A 22,848-nucleotide genomic window follows, 5' to 3' on the forward strand; every position below is an offset into this window, starting at 1 on the left:
GGGTCACAGCCCCGTGCCGAGGGACTCCGTCGTGTAGGCGCACTCCGTGTAGACGTACCCCGACTCCAGCTTCGCGGTGTCCGAGGCGGGCGACGAGAGGCTGTCGCCGAGCGGCTTGTGCACGAAGTACGTGGTGCCGACCGGCAGGCTGATCGTCTTCTGCGGGTAGTTCCTGCCGCTGTCGCTGCACGGCTTGAAGACGCCGCCGATGGTGCTGGCCAGCGGGTACGCGTCACAGCCGCCGCACGCCTTGAGGGTGAAGCTGCCGGTGACGGGGCCCGTGTAGAGGACGCGGATCTCGTCGGGGCTGTCGTTCTTGACGGTGACCGAGATGCTGCCGCCGGACGCGGTCGTCGGCAGCCGCTTCCCGGCGGCCGGAACCGTCTGGGCGACCTCCGCCGCGATGGCGACCTTCCGCGCCCGGTCGCGGTTCTTGTCGTTCTTGTTGTCGGCCACGAACTGTTCCATCGTGGCCTGCGCGTCCTCGAAGTCACCGTCCCGGTACTGGTCGATGCCGCACGCGTAGGCGCCCGAGTCGGCCCGCCCGTCGGCCCGGTCGGCCTCCTCGCTGAGCGCCTGCTCCGTGGTGCTCGCGTTGTCCGACAGCTCGGAGATACGGGAACTCAGGGACCGCAGGTCCTCCATGGCGGCGCAGGGCTCGTCGCCGCGCAGGCCCTTCGCGGCGCCGTCGACCGCGGACTTCACGGCGGGCGCCACCTTCCCGGCCTGCTCCGACTCCGGGAACGTGCTCAGCAGCTGGCCGAACGACGTCGTCCAGTCGGACTGCCCGCCCGTCAGCCTGCCCGCGCCGCACTCGTACAGCGAGGTGGCCAGCCGGTCGTCGGGCCAGGTCACCAGCGGACCGAGGTCGTCGTCGGGCATCCGGTCCGGCACGTCGCGCAAGTACTTCAGGGGTTCGACGGCGCGACAGTAGTCCTCGTCCTCGTACGCCGCGCCGACCGTCGAGTAGTACGTCCGCATCCGGTCCGGGACCTGCCGGGCCGCGCGGGAGCCGCCGTGCTCGGTGCTGAGGTCGCGGTAGGCGGCCAGCGCCTCGCGGTAGTCGGGCTCGGCGCTGCTCCAGGACTGCTTCCCGGCCGCCGCCACCAACCGGTCCGCCTCCGCCAGCCGCTCCAGCAGCATCCGCTCGACGGCCTCGTCGCGCGCGTCGTCGTACAGCACGGCGCCACCGGCCGGCACGGCGAGCAGGGCCACGCCGAGCACCAGCGCGACGGGTCGGTTCCCCGGCCACACCAGCGGCCTGCGCAGACCGGTCACCGCCCCGTGGACGGCCGCCAGCACCAGGAACGCGAGGTAGCAGCCGAGCGCGAGGGACGGGACGCCGTCCGCGTCGGCGGGGAGCGCCACGAACAGCAGGACGGCGGTGGCCGCCCAGCACACGGCGGTCGCGAGCCAGCGGCGCGCCAGCGCGTAGCCGAGACCGAGGCCGCTGAGGTTCAGCAGGGCGACGGCCAGGGCGCGCAGCCCGTCCGGCGGCGCGGGCGGCGGGCCCGGCGGCATCGGCGGTATCGGCGGTATCGGCGGCACGACGTATCCACTGCCCCCGTCGTACGGGTTCCCTGACATGGTGGCTCCCCCCGGTCAACTGCTGTCATACGCGCCCACGCCCCCGTGGATGGGCAGTGTACGGCCAGGCCAACCCGGCTGACAGCGCGAGGTCCACCCCCGTGCCGAGCCGCCTCCGGGCCGCCGCCCACCGGTGACCCGTGCGACGCACCCGTGGCATTCGTGACGGGAGCCTGACAGTCCTCAGGACACCGTGCCGGGCTCCTCGCCGCCCTGGTCGAGGCGGAAGGGCGGGTAGACGTCGGTGAGGAGGGCGGCGTAGGCGGCCACCCGCAGCACCCAGCGGTCCAACCCGAGCACCAGGTCGAACAGGCTGCGCGGATAGCGTCCGGTGACGGCCAGGGCGACGCCCGCGAAGAGGACGAGCAGCCCGATCAGGCCGCAGGACAGCCAGACCTCGCCGGCACCGCCGACCAGGAAGCCCAGGACCACGTAGTGCGGGATCGCCAGCAGCCACCACTTCACCAGCACGAGCCCCCGCGACAGCGTCCCCGGGTACTCCAGGTCCCAGTGGGCCGGGTAGTCGGGGACGTCGGCGAGGGTGAACGGCGGGTAGCGGTCGGTGCCCAGGGCGCCGTACGCGTAGTAGGCGACGCGCCAGCTCCACCGCAGCACGCCGGTGTTGAAGTCGAACAGCGGCCGGGGGTAGCGGCCGGTGAAGAGGATCGCGAAGAAGGCCACCACACTCGTCGCCACGAACGCCACCCACAGGAACAGCAGGATGACGTAGTGCGGGACGACGAGCAGCCACTTCACCAGCCACAGCCAGCGGTTCAGCGGTTCGTCGAGCGCCGCGGTCAGCCGGGCCGGGTGGACGCGCGGTGCCGCCGGGGGCACGGTCTTGGTGTTCACGGGACCCCTCCCTTCGGGCGTGGGGCTGTCCCTCCTTCCAGCATTCGCCGGTCGCCCCACCGCCGCCAGGGGCTGTCCGGGCACCGGGAAGGGGGCCGGACAGCCCTCCCTCTCTTCCTCCCGGCCGGGACCCGGACGCGCCTTCGTCCACGCCAGCCGGGTCGGCGCCGCCCGGGACGACGTGCCCCGTCTGCCGCGGAGGCGTAGCGTCGCCCTATGGGAGAGGCCGGGTAGGCGCGGAGCGCGTGCGCGGCCGTCCGGGCCCCCGCCCGCGACCCTGGAGGTGCCGGGTGACCAGCACGGGCGACGCGACACCCGCGCGGGACGCGCTGGACGCCGCGTTCGCGGAGACGGTCCGCCGCACCGGCGCGTCCATCGGCGTCCTGTACCTCCTCGACGCCGACCAGCAGCTCCTGCGCCTCGAAGTCCTCAGCGGGGCCTCGGTCGAGCTGGCCGCGCCCTGGGCGCGGGTGTCGCTGACCGCCCCGGCACCGGTGGCCGACGCCGTCCGCGAGAACCGGCTGATCTGGCTGGGCGGCCAGGAGGAGATCGCCCACCGCTACCCGCGCACCGCGATGGCGCTGCCCTACCCGCTGACGATGGCCGCCGCACCGGTCTCCGGCATCCGGCGCTGGGGCGCGCTCCTCCTGCTCTGGCCCGCCGCCCGGCCGCCGTACATGACCGGCAGGGAACGCGGTCACATCATGTCCCGCTGCCGCCGCCTCGCCCGGCTGCTGGAGGAGGCCCCCGAGCCGGGCCCGCCCCGGTGGTCCGCCACCGGTCCACGCGTCGTCGCCCCGGCCACCGCCCACCCGGCCGTCAGCCCGGCGCTGGCCGCGGCCGACTTCGTGGAGCGCCTGCCGGGCGGCAGCTGCGCGCTGGACCTGGAGGGACACTTCACCTACGTCAGCTCAGGCGCCTGCGAACTGCTCGGCCGCGAGGCCGGTGAGCTGCTGGGCACCCTGCCGTGGCAGTCCGTGCGCTGGCTCGACGACCCCCTCTACGAGGACCGCTACCGGGCTGCCGTCATCAGCCGCGAACCCGTGTCGTTCACCGCCTGCCGGCCCCCCGACCAGTGGCTGGAGTTCCACCTCTTCCCCGACTCCAGCGGCATCAGCGTACGGATGGCACCCATCGGCGTCCTGCCGCGACTGCTGACGGCGCCGCGCGAGGCGGGGGAGGCCGCGCGAGGGGTGGTCGGGGCGCGGGGCACGGACGCCGCCGTCCCGGCCCGTGCGGGGCAGCTCTACCAGCTCGTGCACCTGGCCTCCGCGCTGACCGAGGTCGTCGGCGTGCAGGACGTCATCGAACTGATCGCCGACCAGATCATGCCCGCCTTCGGCGCGCAGGGCCTGGTCCTCTCCATCGCCGACGCGGGTCGCCTGTGGATCACCGGCCACCGCGGCTACACGCCCGAGGCCGTCGAACACCTCGACGGACTCCCCGTCGACACCGACCTCACCCCGGCCGGACGCACCCTCGCCAGCGGCATCCCCGCGTTCTTCGCCAGCACGGCGGAGCTGAGCCGCCTCTACCCGCAGGCCCCGGGAGCCAGCGGCGACAAACAGGCCTGGGCCTTCCTGCCGCTGATCATTTCCGGCGAGCCCATCGGCTGCTGCGTCCTGTCCTACGACCACCCCCGGGAGTTCCCCGCCGAGGAACGCGCCGTCCTGACCTCGCTCGCCGGGCTCATCGCCCAGGCGCTCGACCGGGCCCGCCTCTACGACACCAAGCACGCCCTCGCCCACGGGTTGCAACAGGCGCTGCTGCCGCACGTACTGCCGGAGGTGACCGGCCTGAAGGTCGCCGCCCGCTATCTGCCCGCCACCCGCGGCATGGACATCGGCGGCGACTTCTACGACGTCATCCGGCTCGGCGACACCGCCGCCGCGGTCGTCATCGGGGACGTCCAGGGCCACAACGTGGCCGCCGCCGCCCTCATGGGGCAGGTGCGCACCGCCGTCCACGCCCACGCCGCCCTCGGCACCTCGCCCGCGCGGGTCCTCGCCGCGGCCAACCGGCTGCTGACCGACCTCGGCGTGGACCTCTTCACCAGCTGCCTCTACGCCCACCTCGACTTCGCGCGCGGACGCGTGACGCTGGCCAGCGCCGGTCACCCGCCCCCGCTGCTACGGCTGCCCGACGGCGACACCCGGCCCCTCGTCATGCCGCCGGGACCGCTCCTCGGTGTCGACCCCGACGCCGACTTCCCGCTGACGGAGGTCCCACTGGCCCCGGGGACGCTGCTCGCCCTCTACACGGACGGACTCGTGGAGACCCCCGGCGTCGACCTCGACGACTCCATCGCCGCGCTCGCCGACCACCTCGCCCACACCGACCACACGGACCTGGACCAGCTGATCGACGGCCTGCTGGAGAAGGCCAGCGCCACCCGGCAGCGCACGGACGACGTCGCCCTGCTCGTCCTGCAGCGCGTGCCCTAGGCGTTCTGTCCACGGAGGTTGGTGACAGCGGTCACCGGCGTGTGATCTTGAAATGGGTGAGGGCCTTCTGGCCCGGTGTGGACTGGGCGATGCGCCTGGCCAGGCACGGCGCCTCAGACGTGGGTGAGCAGCCGTTCCAGCGGCAGGGGGACGTGCCCCAGGTCCAACCGGCTGACCAGGGCCCGCGCGTAGAGCGCCTTGCGGCCGCTGTGCGTGCCCAGGAAGCGCCGCAGCTGGTGCTCCACGGGCCGTTGCCGCTGGGCGGGCTGGTTCTGGAAGGTGTGGAAGGGCCGCGTCTCGCCCTGCGCCTCGATGACGTCCTGGACGCCCTCGGCGCCGACGGCGCGGATCAGCTCGTCCTCCAGGTCGGCGACGCACACATGGAACCCGAGCCCCTCCAACTGGGCCTGCGTGAGCCCGGAACCGAGCCCGACCCGCTCCAGGTGGCGCCGGAAGTGCCGCTCCTCGCCGATGTCGTAGAGCCCGGCCAGCGGAAGCCCGAGGCCCGCGGGACCGCACACGTCCAGGAAGCGCCCGATGTTCGTCGCGCCGCCGAGCGGCACCACCACGACGCCCTCCGCGGCGAGGTCCCGGCCGTGGCGCGCGGCCAGCGCCTCCAGCGCGGCCTGGTCGCTGCCGCCTTCGACGAGGACGACCGTGCGCACCCCGCGACCGGCCAGCTCCCGCGCCCGCGCGGCGGCGGCGCCCGCTCCGGTCCCACCGGCCGCCCAGGCGACCAGCGCCTGACGGAACCGCCCCAACTCGTCCACGCAGACCTCGCTTTCCCCGTCATCCTGGCACGGCCGGGACGCCGACCGCACCCGGGTTTCCGGGGCCCCGGGCCCGTGGGGGGTCACCGCGGCGGGGCCGCGCCCTCGCCCCGCACCGGGTGCTTGCTCATGACGGAGACCCGGTTGAAGGCGTTCATGGTGATCGCCACCCAGATGACCGCGGAGATCTCGTCGTCGGTCAGCGCGGCACGGGCGTCGGCGTAGGCGGCGGTCTGCGCGGCGGCGTCGGCGGGATGGGTGGTGGCCTCGGCGAGCGCGAGGGCCGCGCGTTCCCGGGGGCTGAACAGTTCCGTGTCGCGCCAGGCGGCCAGCACGGCCAGCCGCCGGGTGGACTCGCCCGCCCGCAGCGCCGCCCGGGTGTGCAGGTCCAGGCAGAACGCGCAGGCGTTGAGCTGGGAGACACGGAGGTTGACCAGTTCGACGAGGATCCGGTCGAGCCCGGCGTCCGCCGCCTCCCGTCGTACCGCCTCCGACGTGGCGGTCAGCGCGCGGTACGCCCCGGGGCTCTGCTTGTCGACGTAGACCCGCTCGTGCGGTCGCGTCGGCGCCGTCTCTGTCACATGATCTCCTTCGACCCGGTCTCCTTCGACGAGTGATCACCCGCCCACCGACATATCATCACCTCGACCCCATAAAATGTTGAATATCGAACAGCCAGCTGCTGGGAGGACACCCCGTGAGCAACACCGAGACCCACCCCGCCGAGCTGAAGTGCGGCGAAGCGTCCGGCGCCGGGCAGCCGTCCACCGTCCAGGTCCTCACGGCCCGGCAGGTCCCCCTCGGCGGCCCCCGCGCGATGCCGGTACGGCGCACCCTCCCGCAGCGCGCCCGCTCGCTGATCGGCGCCTGGTGCTTCGCCGACCACTACGGCCCCGACGACGTCGGCAGCACCGGTGGGATGGACGTCGCCCCGCACCCGCACACCGGGCTGCAGACCGTGAGCTGGCTGTTCAGCGGTGAGATCGAACACCGCGACAGCCTCGGCAGCCACGTCCTGGTCCGCCCCGGCGAACTCAACCTCATGACGGGCGGCCACGGCATCGCCCACTCCGAGGTGTCCACCCCCGACACCACCGTCCTGCACGGCGTGCAGCTGTGGGTCGCGCTGCCCGACGAACACCGCGGCACCGCACGGGACTTCCAGCACCACGTGCCGTCCCCGGTGCGGTTGGACGGTGGTGAGGCCCGGGTCTTCCTCGGCACCCTCGCCGGGGACACGTCCCCGGTCCGCACCTTCACGCCGCTCCTCGGCGCCGAGGTGTCGGTCGCCCCGGGCGCGACGCTGACCCTCGACGTCGACCCGGACTTCGAGCACGGCCTCCTCGTCGACACCGGCGACGTCCGCCTCAACGGCACCACCGTCGAACCGGCCGCCCTGGGCTACACCGCCCCGGGACACCGGGCGCTCACGATCGTGAACGACGGTCCGGGGACCGCCCGGCTGGTCCTCCTGGGCGGACCGCCCTTCGGCGAGGAGATCATCATGTGGTGGAACTTCATCGGACGGTCGCATGCCGAGATCGTGCAGGCTCGCGAGGACTGGATGAAGGGCGACCGCTTCGGCGAGGTGCACGGATACGACGGCGCTCCACTGCCCGCGCCGGAACTGCCGAACGTCCCCTTGAGGCCGCGCGGAAGGGCACGCTGACCCGCGAACACGGCGCGCCGTACGTCGACAAGACAAGATCGCTGCTGCGCCTGTCCGGGAACGCGCGAATCCCGGCGGGCCCGCGTCGGCTCCAACTGCATACGTGCCTCCGAAGCTGCCTGCGATTTTCATTGTTTGGGCGACTGCGAGCGGCTCTAGCCGAGCACACGCTGAAGATCACACGTCAGTGAGCGCTGTCACCAACCTCCGTGGACAGAACACCTAGGGCAGACCTAAGGCCGGAGGGCTTGTAGCAGTGTGGTGAGCGAGGCCCGGAACTCGCGCGACCAGTAGGCCGGATCGTGGGTTCCCGCGTGGAACCGTGTCGTCACCAGGGCCCCGGCAGCACGGAGCACGGGTGCCAGGGCCTCGTTCTCCTCACGCATCACCGCTTCGGTTGGTGAGAGGACGTCGTCGGGGAACGGCGCGTCCGGGTCTTCGAGGCCGGGGATGTGCTCGTCGGGAGGGGTGTCCGGCGGGTCCAGTGGGCCAAGCCGCCCGTCGCCGCAGGACAGCCAGACGGGGATCCTGGTGAGCCGGTGGGCAAGGTACGCGGGGTCGTGAGCCTGCCAGATCGCGCGCTGCCGGACCGGATCGCCCCACAGCGCGGTCCACTCCAGGCCCAGGTAGTCCATCGCCGCCCGTACCGCGCGAGGGTGCTGGAGCGGGTGCACGAAGCCGCTGTAGCTCGCCGCCGCCCGGAACATCCCCCGATGGCGCGCGGTGTACGACACAGCGCCGAACCCGCCCTGGGACTGACCGGCGACCACCCGCCTCGTCCCGGCTCCGTAGAAGCGCTCCACGAGCGGGAGGACCTCGCGCAGGTGGAACGTCTCCACAGCTGGAGGGCCGCCGTCGCCGTGGTTCCACCAATCCGTGCAGAATCCGAACAGCGGCATCTCAGGCATCACCACGAGTGTGTGCCGCAACGCGGGAAGGTCCTGGATCCCGTAGTCCCGGGTCCACGCGAGATGATCGCCGTCCCCGCCGGGCAGCAAGAGCAGCACCGGCCAGCGCTGCACGGGACGCCGGGCATGCCAGTTCTCGGGAGTGAGGAGCCGCACCCCGGCCGGACGCGCGAGCGCGACCGAACGCACCACGAGATCGACGGTCCGCCGTCCGGAGAACGTCTCCTCGACCACCTCCGCATCGCCGCCCGAGACGGCCTGGGGCAGGGCGACGGACTGCCCGGCCCCACCGGCGCCGATGGCGAGAAGCAGAGAACCTCGCAACAGCAGACGCCGCCCCGGACCCGACGAAAAGGCACTCATAGGCCACCTCATTCCGACGCCCGGAGCCCCGAGCACCATCAGTTTGCCTTCCGAGTCTCGTACTGCGCCAAGCGCAGGGGCATCCGCCACACCCCTGACCCGTCCCGGAGTTCACCCCCCAGGGTCTTCGAGAAGAGGCACCTGGGGTGCCGCGCGTCGTCCTGGCCGTGTTCGACACGGAGGGACTCGGACTGATCGGGTCCGGCAGGCAGCCCGCGAACCGCCTCCTGGCCACGGTCGGCCCTGTCCTGGTTCACCCAGTTCCGCAGGCCCTGCGGGCTCACCCCGTTCTGCCGGGCGACCTCGGTCACCGTCTTCCCCGACGAGTGGACCAGCGCGACCGCGTCCCGCTTGAGCTCGCCCGTGTACCGCTTGCTCGTGTGGGCCGGGAAGCTCTACGACCGCGAGCCCACCCGGTGGGTCGGGAACACTTGTACGAGAGGCGAGCACGTGTTCGCACGCAAAGGACTGCGAACGGGGCGTAGGGCCGTTTTCGGTTGCCGTCCACTCGTGCCGTGATGTGTGTCACATCAACGCTGACGGATCGTCAGTCACCATATCCGTCCTCGCGCAGGTGGGGCCCGGCGGGTGTGGCGGGGTGGCGAGCGCGAGGGGATGGCGCGGGATCGGGCGCGGCGCCCGGGCGTAATCGAACGGTTTCAGCCGGTGAGAATCGCGGTCCGGCGGGGTGCACGATGGCGGACTCCGGCGCGCCATCAGAGGCGGAGGGCGCAGACCGTGCCCTTCCGGGCCCGAGGGGGCCCGGGTGCTTGTCGGAAGGCGAAGCCGGTGCGTTTCCCGTTAGTTGACGAGGTGATCCTCTTGCTGCTCGCCGTGCGGGTGTTGGGCCGTGACGTGGTGGCGATACTGCGGCGTGCCGCGGCGGCCGGGGTGCGGCTGGGAATCAGCGAACTGCGCCGTGGCGAGCAGAGGGACGGGCGGGCGTGAGGCGGGGCACCCCGGAAACGCCGACCGGCGTCCCGCCGATGACCGACCTGCCGCTGGACTTCGAAGCGTTCCACCGGATGCACCGCCCGGCGTACGTCGCCTGGGCGAAGACGTACCTGAAGCACAAGGCGGACGCCGAGGAGGCCGTCGACTGGGCCTTCGAGCAACTGCTCACGACCTGGCCGGAGGTGTTGGCCAAGGAGAACCCGGCGGCCTACGCCTGGCAGGTGATGAAGCACCGCACCATCGACGTGGCCCGCGCCCGCGGCCGACGCGAGTCGCTGGTCGAGACCGCCGTCTTCGAGACGGCCGCGCTGCGCAAGGCGGTCGACCCCATAGGCCAGCTGGAGGAGAGCCTGAACGTCGTGCGGGCGATCGAGGACCTTCCCGAGCGGCAGCGGGACGTCGTCGTGCTGCTCTATCTGCACGGGCAGTCCGCCCGCGAGGCCGCCGACCACCTCGGTATCAGCCCCGCGGCGGTCCGCTCCACCGCCCGCTACGCGCGCTGTCGCCTCCGCGAGACCCTGGGGCTGGACAAGGAAGGACGAGCCGATGACGTCGCCCGTTGACCAGTTGCTGGACCGGTCCCGGCTGGTCAACGAGCCCTACACCCTGGCGGAGGTCAACGCCGCGGCCCTCCGCGTCGCCGCGCGGGCGGCCGCCCGGCGCGCGGAGTCCACGCGGGACGACCCGGAGCCCGAGATAGCGCCGGTCCCGGAACAGGACGCCGCGGCGCAGGACCTGAGCGCCCTGTGTGAGACGGCCGTCATGGGCGACGGGGCCCTGACCTGCCTGCGCCGTTTCGTGGCCCGCTCGCTGCCCGAGCCGTCCGGGGCGCGTGTGCTGGGGTGCGTCCTCCAGCTCACCGAGCGGGAGGACTCCGCACGGCTCTGGTGGCAGTACGCCGCCGGTGCCGGTGACAGCGCCGCGACCTACTGCCTGTACCTGCACCACCTGGCCCACGGCGAGCGGCCGGAAGCGGAGTGGTGGTGGCGCCAGGCCGCGGCCGTCACCGTGGGCCGCCGTGAACCGGACGGCGGGGTGCCGGAGTCCACCACCGCCCTGCGGGCTCCGCGGTGGGCACAGCCGCCCGACCTGGCCGCCCGCACGGCACAGGTCAACGCGGCCCTCGACTACGTACCCGCGGCCGTGGCCTACGTCGACGACGACCTGGACCTGCCCCTGCCCGACCCCGACTTCACCGACCGCATCACCGCGCTGACCGAACGCCGTCCCCACGAGCCGCAGCTGTGCCCCGTGGCGGAGACGTCGGCCCCGGGCTGGGCCTGGCACGACAGCGGGAGCGCGTTCGGCCACCGGCACCGCGTCGGGAGCGTCGCCGCCGAGTTCCGCCGTCGGCGGACGCTGCGCGCGTTCTGGCGGCACTGCGAGAAGTGCGCCGACTGCGACCCCTCGGGCATCCCCTGCCGCACCCACGAGGTGGTGTGGTGAGACGGGCCGTACGGGCGGGTTGTCAGAGGGGGAGGCCCAGCGCCTCCAACTGCTCCTGGAGCGGACCCAGGCCGACGTCCCGGCGGCGCTCGTCGACGTCCCGCGGCTGGCGGATGGGGTACGGGCGCAGGCTCTTCGGGTCGATCCTGGTGCCGTAGAGCTGGGGATGGCCCTGGGCGACGGCGCAGTGGTCGGTGATGTACGCGACGTGGATGGCGGGGCAGTGCCCGGCCGCCGCGGCCTGCGCGATGAGGTCCCGGCAACCGAGCCGGAAGCCGAGGTCGGGGGCGTGCAGCAGGATCATCAGTGCCGCGGTCGAGGCGGGCGCGCCGACCAGCGCGGCGGTGGGCCAGCCATGGCGGTCGACGATCGTCGCGAGGGCCTCGGCGTTGTCCTGATGGCACCGGGTGATGCGGTGCCGGTGCGCCGGTAGCGGGACCGTTTCCGCCTGACGCATCAGTTCACGGTCTTCGTCGGCTCTGCGGAGCAGTTCGGCGGCGAGCGCCGAGGCGAGGCCGGGGGGCATGGGCGGCGCCGTGCCGCCGTCCCCCGTCATAAGAACGCTCCCGGCCGCTCCAGGGCGAACCACACCTTCTTGCCGGGGGTGCCGGGGTCGGGCGGTGCCACCCCCCAGTCGTCGGCCAGCGCGCTCACGATGGCCAGTCCGCGGCCGGACTCGGCCGTCTCGCTCGCCGAACGCGACCGCGGTGGCACGGGAGAGCCGTCGGCCACGGACACCCGCAGGGTGTGCTCGGTGGCGTCGATGCTGATGGTGACCGTGTCGTCGGGGCCGTGCCCCGCGTGCCGGACGGCGTTGGCGAACAGTTCGTCGGCCATCAGGACAGCGTTGTCGAGCAGTTCGGGGTGCAGCCGCAGGTCCGCGAGGTGTTCGCTGACGGTTCGCCGCACGGCGGTCGCCCAGGAGGGCCGGGCCGGGACGGTCGAGTGCAGATGGACCTCCTCACCTGCGGCGGCGGGCTCGGCGGCCGGGGTCCGCTGGGCCGACGCCCCGGTGGCCGTCCCGTCCTCGACGCCGGCCGGTGCGGGCGACGGCCCGTGGCGCCGCGTGGTGAATGCCGTCATCGGTTCTCCTCGTGAGAGCACGCGGTCGGGCGGCACTGCCGCGGCCGCCGGTCGTACCGCTTCTTCGTCAGGGGACACAGGGGGCCGGCCGACTGTGCCGGGGCGGGCGCACCGGCTGTCCCGGTACCCGGGAACCAGGCGCTGGCGGCGTCGCTGTCAGAGCGTCAATTGCCTTGCGCGCGGGCACGGTTGCGCCCGCGAGCGTCCAAACCGTGGGCCACGTCACGTCAAGCACTATGGCCGTCGAGAGGATCGGTCCGCAAGCGACGTTCTGATAATTTCAGAACTATCGCTAACGCCCTGTCTGTGTCGCCGACGGCGTGGCACACTGCAAGAGGCGACGGCCGTTCCCGGGGGTGAAGGTGAGCGAGAACCGTTCTGGTGGCAGTGCCCCCACCGTCCTGCGGATCGTGCTCGGCAAGCGTCTGCGGCAGTTGCGCCAGCAGGCGGGAATGACGTTCGATGAAGCGGCACAGGCGATCGACGTGACCGCCCTGACGGTGCGCCGGATCGAGAAGGCCGAGGTAGGGCTGCGCATCCCGTACGTGAGGGAACTGCTCCGTACCTACGGGGTCCCCGCGGCGGAGATCGAGGACTTCCTGGCCATGGCCAGGGAGGCCAACCAGCCCGGCTGGTGGTACAACTACCGCGACGTGCTGCCCGACTGGTTCCGGGCGTACGTCAGCCTGGAGAGCGAAGCCACTCTCATCCGCCTCTACGAACCCCACTACATACCCGGCCTGTTGCAGACACGCGACTACGCCACCGCACTGTTCCGGGTCGGGTTCCCCACCGAGTCGAAGGAGGAGATCGCCCGCCGAGTGGACCTGCGTCTCAGACGCCAGGACCTGCTCACCAAACCCGACGCCCCCACCATCTGGGCCATCCTCGACGAGACGGTGCTGCGCCGACCCGTCGGCGGGGTCGAGGTGATGCGTGCCCAGATCGACCGGGTCGCGGAGATCCTGGAGACGACCAGGGTCCGGATCCAGATCATGCCCCTCTCCGTGGGCACCCACCCCGGGGCCTTCGGCCCCTTCCACCAGTTCCGCTTCGGGTTCTCCGAACTGCCCGACGTGATCTACACGGAGAGCCTCACAGGCGCCACCTACATCGAGCGGCCGGAGGACGTAGTCACCTACCTCGAAGTAATGGACCGGATGTCCGTGCAGGCGGAGCCGGTCGGGAAGACCAGGAAGATCCTGGACGAACTGCGTAAGGAGTTGTGACCATGGGAACCAACGAGCCCGTCTACAACGGCATGTCCGCCTCCGACCTGGGAACCGAGGGCTGGCACAAGCCCTGGAGCGGCACCAACGGCGGCAGTTGCGTCGAGGCCAAGCGCCTCCCGGACGGCAGCGTCGCCTTCCGCCAGTCGAAGGACCCCGAGGGCCCCGCGCTGATCTACACCCGCGACGAGATGGTCTCGTTCCTGGAAGGCGCCAAGTCGGGCCAGGCGGACTTCCTGATCGCCTGACACACACCACCGAGGGGGGAGGTTCCACCGCCGTGACGGGAGGGGGACACACACACGACGACGAGCCTTCCGGGGGCTTAGTCCCCCGCGGGACCGACCCGGTCGGTCCCGCGGCCTCCTGGCCGCCGCCCCGCGACAGCCGGCCACGGACGCCAGCACGCCGCGCGCTGCCCCGCCCCGGACCGGAGTCCGGCCGCCCCATCCGCGCCGGACCTCCCGGCGCCGTCGACTCCAGGCACAGCGGCAGACAGTGACGTCCAGGCAGTGACAGAACGCGTACCACGGCAGGAGACCTCCCATGGCAGACGGCCAGCCCACCCCGGACCAGGAAGCCTGGTCCAAGATCGACACCACCGTGCCGCACTCGGCCCGGATCTGGAACTACTGGATGGGAGGGAAGGACAACTACGAGGTCGACCGCGTCGCGGGTGACGCCTACCGCGAGGTCGCCCCCACCATCGAGACCATGGCCCGCGCCTCCCGCCAGTACCTGATCCGCGCCGTCACCTTCGTGACGGGCGAACTCGGCATCCGGCAGTTCCTCGACATCGGCACCGGCCTGCCGACCTACGACAACACCCACCAGGTCGCCCAGCGCATCGCCCCCGAGTCGCACATCGTCTACGTCGACAACGACCCGCTGGTGCTCCGGCACGCCGAGGCGGTGCTCACCAGCTCCCCCGAGGGCGTCACGGAGTACATCGACGCCGACCTGCACCAGCCCGAGGAGATCATCGAGCGGGCGAAGCGGTTCCTGGACTTCGACAAGCCGGTCGCCCTGATGCTCATGGGCATCCTCGGCCACATCCAGGACTACGAGGAGGCCAAGTCCATCGTCCGCCGCCTCCAGGCCGCCCTGCCGTCCGGCAGCTACTTCGTCCACTACGACAGCACCGACACCGACGAGTCCCTCAAGTCCGCCCAGCAGGGCTACGACGACACCGGCGCGATCCCGTACGTGCTGCGCAGCCCCGAGCAGCTCGCCGCCTACTACGAGGGACTCGAACTGCTGGAGCCGGGCATCGTCTCCTGCCCCCTGTGGCGGCCCGAACCGAACACCACCCCCGAACCGACCGACATCTACGGCGGTGTGGCCCGCAAGCCCTGACCCCTTCCTCCGAGCCCCGGGTCTCCCGCCCCCGCACCGGAACGGGAGACCCACGGGCGGCGGCGCGCTGACGGACCGGCGCAGGTGAGGCCGCCCGGCGTGGTCGTCGCGCTGGGCACCGCCGCCCGCCCCACGGCGCCCCCTCCGGCACCCGCGTCGACGTCCCCCCGGACCACGCCCCCGCGGTCGTCGAGCCACGCCGCCCCGGATCCCGCACAGCCGCTTGTCGTGCGCCCATCAGGCAGATGACAATGCCGCGCATGACCGCTGCCGCCGCCGTCCCCCGCCCGCCCGCGCGCCACCAGAGCGGAGCGGGGACGCCGTCCGGCCGGTGCCGCGCCGACCGCGGCTGACGCCGGATGCCAGCGCAGCCCGCCCGCACCCCCTCCGGCACCGCGCTGTCCCGCACGGTCCGCGTCGGCTACGGCCTGGGATCGCTGGGCACCGGGGCCTTCGGCACCGTCCCCGGGCTCGTCCTGCTGTACTACCTGACCGACGTGCTCGCCGTGCCCGCCGCGCTGGCCGGTGCCGCGGTCGCCCTGCCCAAGGCGTGGGACGTGGTGGTCAACCCCCTGATCGGGGCCGCCTCCGACCGCAGCCGCGCGCGGGGCGGCTCCCGGCGCCCCTTCCTGCTCGCCGGGGCGCTGACCCTGCCGCCACTGTTCGCCCTCGTCTTCGCCGCGCCCCCGCTGCGCGGCACCGGCGCCGCCGCCTACGTGGCCGTGCTCTTCGTCCTCGCCGCCACCGCGTACGCCGTCTTCCAGGTGCCGTACGTGACGATGCCCGCCGAGATGACGGAGGACGCCACCGAACAGTCACGGGTGCTGGCCTGGCGCGTCGCCTTCCTCGGCGTGTCGATCCTGCTGTCCGGGGCGCTGGCCCCCGCCGTCGCACGGACCGACGAGGAGGACCCCGCCGGGTACCGCACCATGGGCGTGGTCGTCGCCGCCCTGCTGGCCGTGGGAATGCTGGGCGCCTGGGCGGCCACCCGCCGCGCCCCCGTCCTCGCGCACAGCGCGGCGGAACCCTCCCTGCGCGCCCAGTTCGCGGCGGCCCGCGACCACCGCGCCTTCGCCCCGCTGGCGGGCATGTGGACCGTACAGGCCCTCGCGGTGGGCGTGATGCTCGCCGGAACCCAGTACTTCGCCACCTACGTCCTCGGCTCGGCGGCCTCCGTCACCTGGCTGTTCCTCTGCATGATCGGCCCGCTCGTCCCGGCCACCCCGCTGTGGAACCGCCTCGCCCGCGCCCGCTCCACCAGCACCGCGCAGTGGTACGCCTCCCTGCTGTTCACCGCCTCCTGCGCCCTGCTCCTGCTCACCCCGCACACCCACCCCGCCGTCGCCTACGCGGCCGTCGCCGGGGCGGGCGTGGCCTACGCCGGTCTCCAACTGCTGCCGCTCACCCTGCTGGCCCACACGCTCACCGCGGACGCCGCCCGCACCGGACGGCGCCGCGCCGCCACCTTCACCGGCCTGTGGACGGCGGCCGAGACGCTCGCCCTGGCCACGGGCCCGGCGCTGTTCGCCCTCGTCCTCACGGTCACCGGGTTCCGCTCCTCCGACGCCGACGAACGGGTCAGCCAGCCGGACTCGGCCCTCACCGGCATCAACACCGCGATGAGCCTGCTCCCCGCCCTCCTCGCCCTGGCCTCGCTCCCGCTGCTGCGCCGCTACCAGCGCGAGTCCGCCCGGCTCGACACCCCGACCACGCCCCCCACCCAGGAGGACGAGACCCGACGTGCCCACTGACCCCCGCACCGACCGCGCCCTGCCCAAGGGCCGCCCCGCCGCCGAACTCCTCGCCGAACTGCGCGCGTCGCGCGCCGCGGACGCCCCCACCCGCGGCGGCCGGACCTTCGCCTACGTGTACGACGCGGGCGTGCCCGGACTCGACGACCTGGCCGCCGACGCGTACCGCGTCCACGCCACCGTCAACGGCCTCGACCCCACCGTCTTCCCCAGCGTCCTGCGGCTGGAGAACGACCTCGTGGGCGCCGTCAACACGGTCCTCGGGAAACCGGGCGCGCAGGGCACCCTCACCAGCGGCGGCACCGAGTCGATCCTGCTGGCGGTGAAGACCGCCCGCGACCACGCCCGCGCCGAACGCGGTGTGACCCAGCCGCAGCTGGTCCTGCCCGCGACGGCCCACCCCGCCTTCCACAAGGCCGCTCACTACCTGGGCGTGGAGCCGGTCACCGTCCCGGTCGACCCGCTGACGTTCCGGCCGGACGCCGGGGACGTCGCCGCCGCGCTGACCGACCGCACCGTCCTGGTGGTCGCCTCGGCACCCTCGTACGCCCACGGCGTCCTCGACCCGGTGGCCGACATCGCGGCAGCCGCCGCGTCCCGGGGCGTGCTGTGCCACGTGGACGCCTGCATCGGCGGCTGGTTCCTGCCGTTCCTGCGCCGTACCGGCCGCGCGGTCGAGCCGTTCGACCTGACGGTGCCCGGGGTGACGTCCCTCTCGGTGGACCTGCACAAGTACGGCTACGCCGACAAGGGCGCCTCCGTCGTGCTGTACCGGGACGCGGAACTCCGCCGCCACCAGTACTTCGCGTACGCCCGGTGGCCGGGGTACCCGGTGGTCAACCCCACCGCGCAGGGCACCCGGCCCGCCGGGCTCGCCGCCCAGGCCTGGGCGGTGCTACGGCACCTCGGCGAGGACGGCTACACCGAACTGGCCCGCCGGGTGGCCGAAGCCGCCGACCACCTGCTGCCCGCGCTGCGCGCGCTGCCCGACGTCCGCGTCCTCGGCGAACCCACGGGCAGCCTCGTCGCGTTCACCGTGACCGGCCCGGACGGCGCCCCCGACCTCGCCAGGGTGCTGCACGTCGCGGACGAGACGCGGGAACGCGGCTGGTACCTCCAGCCCCAGCTCTCCTACGGCCCGCTGCCCGCCAACCTCCACCTGACCCTGACCCCGGCCACCGCCGACCGCGTCCCGCAACTCCTGGCCGACCTCACCGAGGCGCTCACGTCGGCCCGCACGGCCCCGCCGCCCACCACCGACCCCCAGCTCCTGGCGCTGGCCGCCACCCTGGACCCGGACGCCCTCACCCCGGAGGACGTCACCGCGGTCCTGGCCTTCGCGGGCCTCGACGGCGAGCGGCCCCCGCCCACCCGGATGGCCCCGGTACTCACCCTCCTCGACGCCCTGCCCGTACGGCTGAAGGAGCGGCTGATGACGGAGTACGTCTCGGCACTGTTCCGCGTCTGAGGACCGCGGAGCAGCCGCCCCCTCACCCGCCGTAACGCGCCCGCAGCCGGCCCGCAGCCTCCGGCCCGCCCGCCCCCGCCGCGTCCAGGGCGAGCAGCCCCGCCCCCAGCACCGGCGGCGCGGTCACGAAGCGGACGACCGCCTTCGGGGCGCGCTCGGCCAGGAGGTCCACGATCCGTGCCTCCAGCCGCGGATGCCGGGCCGCGAGGACGCCGCCGCCGAGGACCACCGGCGTCTCCTCGGCCAGCAGGCCGAGCCGCCCGAGGGCCACCGCCGAGAGCGCGACGATCTCCTCGGCCTGCCGGTGCACCAGCGACAGCGCCACCGGATCGCCCCCGGCCGCCACCCGGAACAACACCGGCGTCAGCTCGTGGCGCCGCGTCTGCGGGATCCGGCCCAGGTGCAGCGCCTCGATCAGCGCGTACATCGTGTCCAGGCCGAAGTGGGCGGGCAGCGCCCGCGCCAGCTCCGTCGGCCCGCCGCGGCCGTCCTCGGCGCGGGCCGCCCACCACAGCGCCTCCTCGGCGAGCGCGCCGCCCCCGCCCCAGTCGCCGGAGATCCGGCCGACCGCGGGGAAGCGCGCGGTCCGCCCGTCCGGGGTCATCCCGACGCAGTTGATGCCCGCCCCGCAGACCACGGCCACGCCCCGCGGCTCGTCGACGGCGGCCCGCAGGACCGCGAAGGTGTCGTTGTGCACCCGCACCGAGCGGCTCCAGCCCCGTGCCCGCAGGGCCTCCTCCAACGCGGCCTCCTCCACGGGCAGGTCGGCGTTGGCGAGGCAGGCCGCGACGTGGTCGAAGGAGGCGGCGGCCGGGACACCGGCGTCCGCGACCGCCCGGCCCACCGTCGCCGCGAGCCCGTCGACCGCTGCCGCCACCCCGACCACCGGGGGCTGGAAGCCACCGCCGCGTGCCGCGCCGAGCACGGCGCCGCCCCGGTCGAGCACCGCCACGTCGGTCTTGCTGTTCCCGGCGTCGATCGCCAGGAGCAACCCGTTCACGCCCACGCGAGGTGCTCCCGGTTGTGCGCGACCAGCAGGTCGGTGAGCTTCTCGGCGTACTCGTACTGCCCGACCAGCGGATGCGCCAGCAGCGCCTTGGACACCCGTTCCCGGCCGCCGCGCAGCGCCGCGTCCAGCGCCAGGTCCTCGTACGCGGTCACGTGGGCGACCAGACCGGCGTACAGCGGGTCGAGCGGCGCCACCGGCAGCGGGACCGCGCCCTCCGGGCCCACCGCCGCCTGGGTCTCGACGACGGCGTCGTCCGGCAGGAACGGCAGCGTGCCGTTGTTGAGCGTGTTCACCACCTGGTACGGCGACCCGCCCCCGCCGAGCAGGGCGGCGGCCAGGTCCACGGCCGCCTCCGAGTAGTAGGCGCCGCCCCGCTTGGCGAGCAGCGCGGGCTTCTCGTCGAGCGCGGGATCGCCGTACATCGCCAGGAGCTCCTTCTCCATCGCGGCGACCTCCGCGGCCCGCGACGGCTTGGTGCCCAGTTCGCGGACCACCTCGTCGTGCGCGTAGAAGTAGCGCAGGTAGTACGACGGGACGACGCCGAGCCGGTCCAGGAGCGGGCGCGGCAGCCGCAGGTCGGCGGCGATGGTGTCGCCGTACTCGACCAGCAGCCGGGGGAGTACGTCCTCCCCGTCGGGACCGCCGAGCCGTACCGCCCGTTCCCAGGTCAGGTGGTTGAGCCCGACGTGGTCGAGGTGGACGTCGGCCGGGGCCACGCCCAGCCGGTCGGCGAACCGGCGCTGGAAGCCGATGGCCACGTTGCACAGGCCCACGGCCCGGTGCCCCGCGAGCAGCAGGGCGCGGGTGACGACGCCGACGGGGTTGGTGAAGTCGATGATCCAGGCGTCCGGGTTGGCGCGCCGGACCCGTTCGGCGATGTCCAGCACGACCGGCACCGTCCGCAGCGCCTTGGCGAGGCCCCCGGCGCCGGTGGTCTCCTGGCCGACGCAGCCGCACTCCAGCGGCCAGGTCTCGTCCTGGTTCCGGGCGGCCTGCCCGCCGACCCGCAGCTGGAGCAGCACGGCGTCGGCGTCCGCGACGGCGGCGTCCAGGTCGGCGGTGGCGGTGATCCGCCCCGGGTGGCCCTGCCGGGCGAAGATCCGGCGGGCGAGTCCGGCGACGAGGACCAGCCGTGCGGTGTCCGGGTCGACGAGGGCGAGTTCGGAGACGGGCAGGGTGTCGCGCAACCGCGCGAAACCGTCGATCAGTTCGGGGGTGTAGGTGGATCCGCCCCCCACGACAGCGAGCTTCATGGTGTGTGTCTCAGCCCTTCACTCCGGTCAGTGTGACTCCCGCGACGAACGCCTTCTGCGCGAAGGAGAACACGAGGATCACGGGTGCCATGACCAGCACGGTCGCGGCCATGGTCAGGTTCCAGTCGGTGTGGTGCGCGCCCTTGAAGGATCCCAGGCCGTGGCTCAGGGGCCAGGCGCCCGGGTTCTCGGAGGCGTGGATCTGCGGCCCGAACGCGGTGGTTCTGCGCGGGCGAGGGGGCATGGCGGCTGTCTCCCTGGGACGGAGCGAGGGTGCGCTGGTCGGACCCCGGGGCGCGGGCGGCGCCGGGGCTGGTGGGTGGTGCGGTCAGCGCGAGGTGTCGAAGACCTCGTCGCGGGTGGTGGCGAGGGCGCTCTCCAGCGCCCCGCGCAGCACGGGGGACTCGGGTACGGCGGTCAGGACGAGCCGCGGCCGGGAGGCGGCGAGGTCGGCCAGCTCGGACTGGACGCGTGCCCGCAGGGGTTCGCCCCCGGCGACGAGCACGCCCCCGGAGAGCACGATCAGTTCGGGGTCGAGGACGGCGACGAGTGAGGCGAGTCCGGTGGCGAGCCGCTCCGCGTACCGGTCGAGCAGCTCGGCGTACCGGCCGTCGTCCCCCTGGACCTCGGCGGCCCTGGCGAGCAGGTCGCCGGCGACCTCCACGGAGGGTTGCTCGGGGGTGCCGATGCCGACCTCCCGGGCGAGCCGGGGAACGGCCCGGACGCCCGCGAGTTCCTGGAAGCCACCGGAGTTGGCCTTGGTGACCTGCCGGACCAGCGGTGTGCCCGGCACCGGCAGGAAGCCGACCTCGCCGGCACCGCCGGTGAAGCCGCGGTGCAGCCGACCGCCGAGGACGAGGGCGGCGCCGATGCCCTCCTCGTTCCACAGCAGGGCGAAGTCGGCGTGGCCGCGGGCGGCACCGAGCCGCTGCTCGGCGACGGCCGCGAGGTTGACGTCGTTCTCGTACTCGAACGGCATCGGCAGGGCGGCGGCCAGTTCCGCCAGCAGGGTGGGGGAGTGCCAGCCGGGCAGGTGGGAGGCGTACCGCAGCCGTCCGGTGGCCGGGTCGAAGGCGCCGGGGGTGCCGATGACCAGACGCCGGACGTCGGCGCGGGTGAGCCCGGCGGCCTTGACGGCGCCGTCCAGCGCGTCGCCGACCTGCCGGACCACGCCGGGGCCGCCCCGGCCCCCGGTGCGCAGCTCGAACTCCCCGACGACGGCGCCGGTGATGTCGGCGACGGCGGCGCGGACGCGGTGCTGGTTGACGTCGAGCGCGGCGGCGTGGGCGGCCCGGGCGTTGAGGGAGTACAGCTGGGCACCGGGGCCGGGGCGGCCCGCGCTGGTGCCGGTGACGACGACCAGCCCGGCGGCCTCCAGACGCGCGAGGAGCTGCGAGGCGGTCGGCTTGGACAGGCCGGTGAGCTCGCCGATCCGGGTCCGCGAGAGGGTGCCGTGTTCGAGCAGCAGGTCGAGGGCGGCGCGGTCGTTCATCGCCCGCAGCACCCGCGGGGTGCCCGGGACGCCCGGCGAGCCCTGATTCGTCCCTGCCATGGGAGCGCACCTGCCCTTCGACGCGACGGTCAACCGAGTGCGGGAACTGTTAGTAAAGTTCCCTACCGATTGGTTGGAGGGACCGTAGGACGCCCGTCACGTCACGGTCAATACCTGTGGGGCCGCCGACCGATGAGTTTCCCGGCGCGCCCCGGTCAGAGATCATGTGGGAGCGGCGCGCTGGGAGCCCAGCGCCCGAGAGACCGAGGAACCGAGGACCGAAGATGCGTACGTTGATCAGCACGGCCTTCATCTCGCTCGACGGCGTGGTGGAGGCGCCGGGCGGCGAACCGGGCTACCGGAACTCCGGGTGGACCTTCAAGGACATCGAGTTCCTCCCCGAGGCCTACGAGATCAAGGGCCGCGAGCAGCAGGAGGCCACCGCGATGCTGCTGGGCCGCGTCAGCTACGAGGCGTTCAGCCCGGTGTGGCCGGACATGGCGGACTTCGCCGACTACAAGGTGATGCCGAAGTACGTCGTCTCCACCACCCTCACCGAGGACGACCTGGTGACCGACTGGGGCGAGACGACGATCCTGCGCTCACTCGACGACGTGGCCGCGCTGAAGGAGACGGAGGGCGGGCCGATCATCATCCACGGCAGCGCGTCCCTGAACCAGGCGCTCTCCGACGCCGGTCTCATCGACCGCTACCACCTGCTCGTCTTCCCGGTACTGCTCGGCGCGGGCAAGCGGCTGTTCAGCGCCACGGACAAGGACAAACAGCAGTTGAAGCTCGTCGAGCACGAGACCTACGCCAACGGCCTGCAGAAGAACGTCTTCGACGTCGTCCGCTGACCGGCGGCCCTACAGGGCACGGCGGTAGCGGACCTCGGACACGGACGCACCGTCGTAGTCATCGGCCTGGACGGCACCGTCGACGACGCGGCGGGCCAGGCGCAGGCGTCCGGTCTCGGTCAGGGGTGCATTACGGTGGACCGCGAGGCCCTTCCTGGTTGGTGTAGACGTCGCCATCCACACCGAACCGGAAGGCCCTGACCCGTTCGAGATTCCTCAGCCGAGATCTGCCTCACCGTCAACAACCTCCCGGGACAGAACACCTAGTAGGGCTTGGTCAGGTTCGTATCAGTGTGGGTATGTCGCGGTGGCAGGTGGGGCAGGCGCCGGTCCAGGTGGCCAGGAGTGTCTGCAGTT

General features: G+C 73.2%; 22 protein-coding genes and 2 pseudogenes. 11 read left to right on the forward strand and 13 right to left on the reverse strand.

Annotated elements, in window-relative coordinates; all coding sequences use genetic code 11:
- Nucleotides 1-3: 3 nt before the first annotated feature.
- Nucleotides 4-1,587: a hypothetical protein gene (locus ABZ659_RS15590; protein WP_360218982.1), complete on the reverse strand. Its 1,584-nt coding sequence runs from the start codon at nucleotides 1,585-1,587 to the stop codon at nucleotides 4-6.
- A gap of 183 nt (nucleotides 1,588-1,770) precedes the next feature.
- Nucleotides 1,771-2,439, reverse strand: a complete 669-nt coding sequence (locus ABZ659_RS15595) for a DUF4389 domain-containing protein (protein WP_360218985.1) — start codon at nucleotides 2,437-2,439, stop codon at nucleotides 1,771-1,773.
- 290 nt (nucleotides 2,440-2,729) lie between these two features.
- Here ABZ659_RS15595 and ABZ659_RS15600 point away from each other — a divergent pair, with 290 nt between their 5' ends.
- Nucleotides 2,730-4,883: a SpoIIE family protein phosphatase gene (locus tag ABZ659_RS15600; protein WP_360218988.1), complete on the forward strand. Its 2,154-nt coding sequence runs from the start codon at nucleotides 2,730-2,732 to the stop codon at nucleotides 4,881-4,883.
- A 113-nt stretch (nucleotides 4,884-4,996) separates the two neighbouring features.
- Here the strand turns inward: ABZ659_RS15600 and ABZ659_RS15605 are convergent, their stop codons facing one another.
- Entirely contained in the window at nucleotides 4,997-5,653 is a 657-nt protein-coding gene (locus ABZ659_RS15605; protein WP_360218991.1) for an ATP-dependent endonuclease, read from the reverse strand.
- Between the two features lie 83 nt (nucleotides 5,654-5,736).
- Nucleotides 5,737-6,234, reverse strand: coding sequence for a carboxymuconolactone decarboxylase family protein (locus tag ABZ659_RS15610; protein ID WP_360218994.1), 498 nt, complete (start codon nucleotides 6,232-6,234; stop codon nucleotides 5,737-5,739).
- A gap of 116 nt (nucleotides 6,235-6,350) precedes the next feature.
- Here ABZ659_RS15610 and ABZ659_RS15615 point away from each other — a divergent pair, with 116 nt between their 5' ends.
- Complete coding sequence (locus tag ABZ659_RS15615; protein ID WP_360218997.1) at nucleotides 6,351-7,322, forward strand: pirin family protein; 972 nt, start codon at nucleotides 6,351-6,353, stop codon at nucleotides 7,320-7,322.
- Nucleotides 7,323-7,555: 233 nt separating this feature from the next.
- Here ABZ659_RS15615 and ABZ659_RS15620 read toward each other — a convergent pair whose 3' ends face one another.
- Entirely contained in the window at nucleotides 7,556-8,593 is a 1,038-nt protein-coding gene (locus ABZ659_RS15620) for an alpha/beta hydrolase-fold protein (protein WP_360219000.1), read from the reverse strand.
- Between the two features lie 38 nt (nucleotides 8,594-8,631).
- Nucleotides 8,632-8,958: pseudogene (locus ABZ659_RS15625) on the reverse strand (transposase); the annotation flags it as partial.
- A 448-nt stretch (nucleotides 8,959-9,406) separates the two neighbouring features.
- Between ABZ659_RS15625 and ABZ659_RS15630 the strand changes: the two are divergent.
- From ABZ659_RS15630 to ABZ659_RS15640, 3 genes are read left to right on the forward strand one after another with little or no spacing between them, the layout of a single operon-like run.
- Nucleotides 9,407-9,541 carry a hypothetical protein gene (locus ABZ659_RS15630; protein ID WP_360219003.1) on the forward strand — a complete coding sequence of 45 codons (135 nt, stop codon included), beginning with the start codon at nucleotides 9,407-9,409 and terminating at the stop codon, nucleotides 9,539-9,541.
- On the forward strand, nucleotides 9,538-10,110 hold the full coding sequence (locus ABZ659_RS15635) for a sigma-70 family RNA polymerase sigma factor (protein WP_360219006.1): 573 nt from the start codon (nucleotides 9,538-9,540) through the stop codon (nucleotides 10,108-10,110). The genes ABZ659_RS15630 and ABZ659_RS15635 overlap by 4 nt, the downstream gene beginning before the upstream one ends.
- Nucleotides 10,094-10,993 carry a hypothetical protein gene (locus ABZ659_RS15640; RefSeq protein WP_360219009.1) on the forward strand — a complete coding sequence of 300 codons (900 nt, stop codon included), beginning with the start codon at nucleotides 10,094-10,096 and terminating at the stop codon, nucleotides 10,991-10,993. The genes ABZ659_RS15635 and ABZ659_RS15640 overlap by 17 nt, the downstream gene beginning before the upstream one ends.
- 22 nt (nucleotides 10,994-11,015) lie before the next feature.
- Here the strand turns inward: ABZ659_RS15640 and ABZ659_RS15645 are convergent, their stop codons facing one another.
- Both ABZ659_RS15645 and ABZ659_RS15650 read right to left on the reverse strand, forming a co-directional pair.
- Nucleotides 11,016-11,549, reverse strand: coding sequence for a DUF6624 domain-containing protein (locus tag ABZ659_RS15645; RefSeq protein WP_360219012.1), 534 nt, complete (start codon nucleotides 11,547-11,549; stop codon nucleotides 11,016-11,018).
- A complete protein-coding gene (locus tag ABZ659_RS15650; RefSeq protein ID WP_360219015.1) occupies nucleotides 11,546-12,076 on the reverse strand; it encodes an ATP-binding protein in 531 nt (176 codons plus the stop codon). The genes ABZ659_RS15645 and ABZ659_RS15650 overlap by 4 nt, the downstream gene beginning before the upstream one ends.
- 362 nt (nucleotides 12,077-12,438) lie before the next feature.
- On the opposite strand from ABZ659_RS15650, the gene ABZ659_RS15655 reads away from it, so the two are divergent.
- From ABZ659_RS15655 to ABZ659_RS15675, 5 genes are all read left to right on the forward strand, one after another.
- Nucleotides 12,439-13,305 carry a helix-turn-helix transcriptional regulator gene (locus tag ABZ659_RS15655; protein ID WP_360219018.1) on the forward strand — a complete coding sequence of 289 codons (867 nt, stop codon included), beginning with the start codon at nucleotides 12,439-12,441 and terminating at the stop codon, nucleotides 13,303-13,305.
- A gap of 2 nt (nucleotides 13,306-13,307) precedes the next feature.
- A complete protein-coding gene (locus tag ABZ659_RS15660; RefSeq protein WP_360219021.1) occupies nucleotides 13,308-13,553 on the forward strand; it encodes a DUF397 domain-containing protein in 246 nt (81 codons plus the stop codon).
- A 298-nt stretch (nucleotides 13,554-13,851) separates the two neighbouring features.
- Nucleotides 13,852-14,661, forward strand: a complete 810-nt coding sequence (locus tag ABZ659_RS15665) for an SAM-dependent methyltransferase (RefSeq protein WP_360219024.1) — start codon at nucleotides 13,852-13,854, stop codon at nucleotides 14,659-14,661.
- A 359-nt stretch (nucleotides 14,662-15,020) separates the two neighbouring features.
- The gene (locus tag ABZ659_RS15670) at nucleotides 15,021-16,412 is read left to right on the forward strand and encodes an MFS transporter (protein ID WP_360219027.1); all 1,392 of its coding nucleotides are present in this window, start codon (nucleotides 15,021-15,023) and stop codon (nucleotides 16,410-16,412) included.
- Complete coding sequence (locus ABZ659_RS15675) at nucleotides 16,402-17,880, forward strand: aspartate aminotransferase family protein (protein WP_360219030.1); 1,479 nt, start codon at nucleotides 16,402-16,404, stop codon at nucleotides 17,878-17,880. Before ABZ659_RS15670 ends, ABZ659_RS15675 begins: the two co-directional genes overlap by 11 nt.
- A 22-nt stretch (nucleotides 17,881-17,902) precedes the next feature.
- Here ABZ659_RS15675 and ABZ659_RS15680 read toward each other — a convergent pair whose 3' ends face one another.
- The 4 genes and pseudogenes from ABZ659_RS15680 to ABZ659_RS15695 all read right to left on the reverse strand — a co-directional run bounded on the left by ABZ659_RS15680 (nucleotide 17,903) and on the right by ABZ659_RS15695 (nucleotide 21,694).
- The gene (locus ABZ659_RS15680; RefSeq protein WP_360219033.1) at nucleotides 17,903-18,886 is read right to left on the reverse strand and encodes a BadF/BadG/BcrA/BcrD ATPase family protein; all 984 of its coding nucleotides are present in this window, start codon (nucleotides 18,884-18,886) and stop codon (nucleotides 17,903-17,905) included.
- Nucleotides 18,877-20,142 carry a 6-phospho-beta-glucosidase gene (locus ABZ659_RS15685; protein ID WP_360219036.1) on the reverse strand — a complete coding sequence of 422 codons (1,266 nt, stop codon included), beginning with the start codon at nucleotides 20,140-20,142 and terminating at the stop codon, nucleotides 18,877-18,879. The genes ABZ659_RS15680 and ABZ659_RS15685 overlap by 10 nt, the downstream gene beginning before the upstream one ends.
- A gap of 10 nt (nucleotides 20,143-20,152) precedes the next feature.
- A pseudogene (locus ABZ659_RS15690) lies at nucleotides 20,153-20,356 on the reverse strand (carbohydrate ABC transporter permease); the annotation flags it as partial.
- A gap of 114 nt (nucleotides 20,357-20,470) precedes the next feature.
- Entirely contained in the window at nucleotides 20,471-21,694 is a 1,224-nt protein-coding gene (locus ABZ659_RS15695; RefSeq protein ID WP_360219039.1) for an ROK family transcriptional regulator, read from the reverse strand.
- Between the two features lie 224 nt (nucleotides 21,695-21,918).
- Between ABZ659_RS15695 and ABZ659_RS15700 the strand changes: the two genes are divergently transcribed.
- Complete coding sequence (locus tag ABZ659_RS15700) at nucleotides 21,919-22,491, forward strand: dihydrofolate reductase family protein (protein ID WP_360219042.1); 573 nt, start codon at nucleotides 21,919-21,921, stop codon at nucleotides 22,489-22,491.
- A gap of 9 nt (nucleotides 22,492-22,500) precedes the next feature.
- Here the strand turns inward: ABZ659_RS15700 and ABZ659_RS15705 are convergent, their stop codons facing one another.
- Nucleotides 22,501-22,668, reverse strand: a complete 168-nt coding sequence (locus tag ABZ659_RS15705) for a hypothetical protein (RefSeq protein ID WP_360219045.1) — start codon at nucleotides 22,666-22,668, stop codon at nucleotides 22,501-22,503.
- Nucleotides 22,669-22,848: the final 180 nt, after the last annotated feature.

Origin of the sequence: Streptomyces sp. NPDC006997, assembly GCF_040635175.1 — a bacterium.
GTDB lineage: Bacteria > Actinomycetota > Actinomycetes > Streptomycetales > Streptomycetaceae > Streptomyces.

Coding starts and splice junctions, on each gene's coding strand:
- ABZ659_RS15590 (WP_360218982.1), bottom strand. CDS start 1,587: ATGTCAGGGAACCCGTACGACGGGGGCAGTGGATACGTCGTGCCGCCG.
- ABZ659_RS15620 (WP_360219000.1), bottom strand. CDS start 8,593: ATGAGTGCCTTTTCGTCGGGTCCGGGGCGGCGTCTGCTGTTGCGAGGT.
- ABZ659_RS15640 (WP_360219009.1), top strand. CDS start 10,094: ATGACGTCGCCCGTTGACCAGTTGCTGGACCGGTCCCGGCTGGTCAAC.
- ABZ659_RS15645 (WP_360219012.1), bottom strand. CDS start 11,549: ATGACGGGGGACGGCGGCACGGCGCCGCCCATGCCCCCCGGCCTCGCC.
- ABZ659_RS15650 (WP_360219015.1), bottom strand. CDS start 12,076: ATGACGGCATTCACCACGCGGCGCCACGGGCCGTCGCCCGCACCGGCC.
- ABZ659_RS15660 (WP_360219021.1), top strand. CDS start 13,308: ATGGGAACCAACGAGCCCGTCTACAACGGCATGTCCGCCTCCGACCTG.
- ABZ659_RS15665 (WP_360219024.1), top strand. CDS start 13,852: ATGGCAGACGGCCAGCCCACCCCGGACCAGGAAGCCTGGTCCAAGATC.
- ABZ659_RS15670 (WP_360219027.1), top strand. CDS start 15,021: ATGCCAGCGCAGCCCGCCCGCACCCCCTCCGGCACCGCGCTGTCCCGC.
- ABZ659_RS15685 (WP_360219036.1), bottom strand. CDS start 20,142: ATGAAGCTCGCTGTCGTGGGGGGCGGATCCACCTACACCCCCGAACTG.
- ABZ659_RS15695 (WP_360219039.1), bottom strand. CDS start 21,694: ATGGCAGGGACGAATCAGGGCTCGCCGGGCGTCCCGGGCACCCCGCGG.
- ABZ659_RS15700 (WP_360219042.1), top strand. CDS start 21,919: ATGCGTACGTTGATCAGCACGGCCTTCATCTCGCTCGACGGCGTGGTG.
- ABZ659_RS15705 (WP_360219045.1), bottom strand. CDS start 22,668: ATGGCGACGTCTACACCAACCAGGAAGGGCCTCGCGGTCCACCGTAAT.